Origin of the sequence: Acidithiobacillus sp. (assembly GCF_023255755.1) — a bacterium.
Taxonomy (GTDB): Bacteria; Pseudomonadota; Gammaproteobacteria; order Acidithiobacillales; family Acidithiobacillaceae; genus Acidithiobacillus.
Window position 1 is genome coordinate 1 of sequence record NZ_JAGDVS010000047.1, and the last position, 3,178, is coordinate 3,178.

Sequence of the window (3,178 nt, forward strand, 5' to 3'; positions counted from 1 at the left end):
CGGCGAACGTTATGAGAGACGTTCGGCGCTTCACCCGAGCGTCCGCTCTCGCTGCGAAGGCGCCATTGACATAAAGGGCGTGAAGGTGACTTGTCAAATGCCAAGATGCTCCTTTCTGTCAATGGACAAGTGAAAGCGGCCTACCTGCCGAAAATGTCACCCGCGTCGTGGCCCTCTTCGTACCCTGGCGCGGCGAATCGTTTGACATTTCTTTTTTCCTGCATTTCCATTGCCTCCCGTAATGATGTCACGCTTTTTGGCGATGAGTTGGTCGAGTTTGGTGAGCAGGGTGCCTACGTCTGACAGAGCGGTGGCTATGGCGTGTTGTTCGGGGAGGGTAGATGGCATAGTAACAGCCACTTTCTTTACGATATCGTTCATTAACTCGGGGTTGCCAAGATTGCGCGAAACGTAGTTCCGAGCTACGGCTGCCAATGCCCGAGAAAGAAAAAATGTATCGTCAGAAATAGCTCTGATTGTACCGCAGACATTAGTGCAGTTGATCTGTCCAATGGTGCCGACGCGCCAATCCTCCGGAATCACCCCCACCTCCGTCAGCTTATATCCCGGATTCACTTCCATACGAACCCCATCTGCCGCAGATGCGCATCCACTTTGGCGGAGTGAACCGCCCCGGAACAGGACTCCGTGGGGCAGAATGACGGCCCCTTTGCCGCTGCTCTTCATGGACTTGAGGATGTGCAGCAGAAAGGCGTAATCGCCATTTTTGGCCGGGGGAATACCATCATCAAAACGGCCGTAGAGATCATGGACCGGGTCGAAAAAGAGCCGCCGTAGGGCACTTCCAGCAGGGAGTAGGGATCGCGCTCGGCTTTGTCCGACACGTATTTGACGAAGAGCAGGACCAGCACGTAGTCCTTGTACTGGGAGGCGCTCATGCCCCCGCGCAGTTCGTCACAGCTTTTCCAGAGGGAGGCGTAAAGTTCGGATTTCTCGAGGGGCATGGGGTGGAGACTTACCTAAAATGATGGGTTTATGTGCGGCGTTCTATAACAATAAGCACAGGACGACGCGACCCCATGATGCGCCGTCAGTGGCACCGGCACTGACGGCTTCCCTCTAGCGCCTCATCCAGTGGCCTCGGCCCCAGAACCAGCGCCCATCGCTATGCCACCAGCGGTCCGGCACCCAGCGGGCGTAGGGATAGGGTGGATAGACCCAGCGCCCTGGCCCCCATATCCATTGCCCCCGCCAAACCCAAGCCCCTGGCGTCCATACCATGCCCATTGCCGGAGCTGGTGGAGCCACTATCACAGGCAGGGGGGGCGGCGGCCCAGGCACGACGACGGCCCCAGGAACCGGCCCCTGCACATAGGCAGGTCCAGGTGCCACCACGCAACCACTCAGGACCGCGAGCCATCCCACCACCCATACTGCTCGCCACCTCTTATATGCGCTCATTTTCCCAGATCCCCCCGCTTTTCAAGGTACTCATCACGCTGGATCTCGCCGCGCGCATAGCGCTCGTCCAGGAGTTTGAGGGCGGTGACCTTTTCGTTGTCGGCCAGGCCGCTCCTGCACCCATGGCGATGTCGGCATGCAAAGGCCCCGCGGATCAGAAACAGGATGCCGCCCACAATCCCCACGAGGGCCAGCAGGCACAGCAATCCCCAAAACAGTCCAAAAGCACCCATCATGCCGAGACCCCAACCCCCCATCATGTCCGGGCCGGGATAAAAGTCTACCGCCGGGCCTGGCGTGTTGGTGGTCTGCGCCAAGGCCAAGGCGGGCGCCGTCGCCATCAGGAAGCCCGCCGTGGCGGCTATCCGGATTCCCTTTTTTCGCGGTGATGTATCTATACGGTTCATCAACGGATCTCCTGTCGCGGGAACAACGCTTCCCGAAGCAAGTATAGTTCGGTTTTGTTCCGCTATCCCTCGCAATGGATTATGCAAACCGGTAAAGTCGTCCTATAGCGCGCAGGCGCATCAGCTCTGGCTGGGGAGGAATAAAGACTATGCAACTCGTACTGGTGCGACATGGTAAGGCGGAAGACCCGACGCTGCGGCCCTCTGATGATGAACGGGAGCTGACCGCCACAGGGCGTTCGGTGGTAAAGGGCATGGCGAAAGGATTGCGACTTTGCGTGTCAGGGAAAGTCGTGATCTGGACAAGCCCTTTGCCACGTGCCCGCCAGACCGCCGATATCCTCGCTAACGCCTTTAAGGTCAAAAAGATTCGGGAGCACGACGCCATATCGGCGGGTGATCTGGATGCCCTCGCCAGCGATTGGCAGAACCTGGATCCTCAGCCCAAGGTCTTGATCCTGGTGGGTCATCAGCCCCATCTGGGAAGCTGGGCCGAACGCCTCGCTGGTGCGGTGCTGCCGATCAAGACCGCAGCAGCGCTGGCGATTGACCTGGATGAGGATGGCGCTTTGAGCGGTGCGCTGCGTTGGTACGCCCATCCCAAGGCGCTGGCTGGTCTTGCAGACCGTTGAGTCGAGACGGCCAGGGCGGCACTTCAAGAAACCATTGGCCAGCGACGCAGCACGGTGTACTGTCCGCCGCTGGATGCCACCAGCGTCAATTCCTGCAGGGGCCAGCATAAGGGTTCGATGGATTTTTCCTCCCAGGACCAAGGACGAGGTGACCGCAGCAGGGTGACATGGGGCAGAAACGGATCTGCCTCGATGCCATCTTCCGCCAACCATCCCCGCCGCCATTGCGTCAATGCCGGCGGCACCTCCTGACCACCGATCCATAGCACCCGGCCGTCCTTGAATGCCCCTATTCTATCGAAGCTGAGGGTGATCGGGAACGGCCCCGGCCATAAATCATCCAGACGTTTTTGCAAGCGGGTAGGGTCGGACGCCCCCAAATAAAAAAGGGTAAGATGCCAGCGCTGGGGGAGTTCGCAGCGACCGGCCGGCGGCCAGTCCCGTTGGCGGAACTGAGCCAGGCGCAGGCGCAAGGCTGAAAGCACGTCGGTCGACGGCCATGCGGCAAAGAAAAAACGCCGTTCCCTCATCGCCCTAACCGGCCTGAGACTCGGTTTCTAACTAAGACGTTACGCCGGATGTGCCCTGCGGGTGGCGGACCAGGGCGGCTGCATATGGGGCGGCGTTGCGGTAGGCCCGCACCCGGAAGGGGTTGGCGTCCCCTCGATGGGGCCAATCTCGTCGATAATAACGAGCCGGGGCTCCAGGAGCTGGCTG

The 3,178-nt window shown here is 59.8% G+C and carries 6 protein-coding genes; 1 reads left to right on the forward strand and 5 read right to left on the reverse strand.

Annotated features, from left to right (window positions below):
- Positions 1–156: 156 nt before the first annotated feature.
- The 4 genes from Q0C48_RS03345 to Q0C48_RS03360 form a co-directional block, all read right to left on the reverse strand.
- Entirely contained in the window at positions 157–741 is a 585-nt protein-coding gene (locus Q0C48_RS03345) for an N-6 DNA methylase (protein ID WP_366936994.1), read from the reverse strand.
- Positions 684–965: a type I restriction-modification system subunit M N-terminal domain-containing protein gene (locus Q0C48_RS03350; protein ID WP_291521536.1), complete on the reverse strand. Its 282-nt coding sequence runs from the start codon at positions 963–965 to the stop codon at positions 684–686. Before Q0C48_RS03350 ends, Q0C48_RS03345 begins: the two co-directional genes overlap by 58 nt.
- Positions 966–1,126: 161 nt before the next feature.
- Complete coding sequence (locus Q0C48_RS03355) at positions 1,127–1,381, reverse strand: hypothetical protein (RefSeq protein ID WP_291521537.1); 255 nt, start codon at positions 1,379–1,381, stop codon at positions 1,127–1,129.
- A gap of 37 nt (positions 1,382–1,418) precedes the next feature.
- Positions 1,419–1,829: an SHOCT domain-containing protein gene (locus tag Q0C48_RS03360; protein ID WP_291521539.1), complete on the reverse strand. Its 411-nt coding sequence runs from the start codon at positions 1,827–1,829 to the stop codon at positions 1,419–1,421.
- Between the two features lie 149 nt (positions 1,830–1,978).
- On the opposite strand from Q0C48_RS03360, the gene Q0C48_RS03365 reads away from it, so the two are divergent.
- The gene (locus tag Q0C48_RS03365; RefSeq protein ID WP_291521541.1) at positions 1,979–2,461 is read left to right on the forward strand and encodes a histidine phosphatase family protein; all 483 of its coding nucleotides are present in this window, start codon (positions 1,979–1,981) and stop codon (positions 2,459–2,461) included.
- A 23-nt stretch (positions 2,462–2,484) separates the two neighbouring features.
- Here Q0C48_RS03365 and Q0C48_RS03370 read toward each other — a convergent pair whose 3' ends face one another.
- A complete protein-coding gene (locus Q0C48_RS03370; RefSeq protein WP_291521543.1) occupies positions 2,485–2,991 on the reverse strand; it encodes a 2'-5' RNA ligase family protein in 507 nt (168 codons plus the stop codon).
- Positions 2,992–3,178: the final 187 nt, after the last annotated feature.

Excerpts from the sequence above, each read along its gene's own strand:
- Q0C48_RS03365 (WP_291521541.1), top strand. The coding sequence starts at position 1,979 with ATGCAACTCGTACTGGTGCGACATGGTAAGGCGGAAGACCCGACGCTG.
- Q0C48_RS03360 (WP_291521539.1), bottom strand. The coding sequence starts at position 1,829 with ATGAACCGTATAGATACATCACCGCGAAAAAAGGGAATCCGGATAGCC.
- Q0C48_RS03370 (WP_291521543.1), bottom strand. The coding sequence starts at position 2,991 with ATGAGGGAACGGCGTTTTTTCTTTGCCGCATGGCCGTCGACCGACGTG.
- Q0C48_RS03350 (WP_291521536.1), bottom strand. The coding sequence starts at position 965 with ATGCCCCTCGAGAAATCCGAACTTTACGCCTCCCTCTGGAAAAGCTGT.
- Q0C48_RS03355 (WP_291521537.1), bottom strand. The coding sequence starts at position 1,381 with ATGGCTCGCGGTCCTGAGTGGTTGCGTGGTGGCACCTGGACCTGCCTA.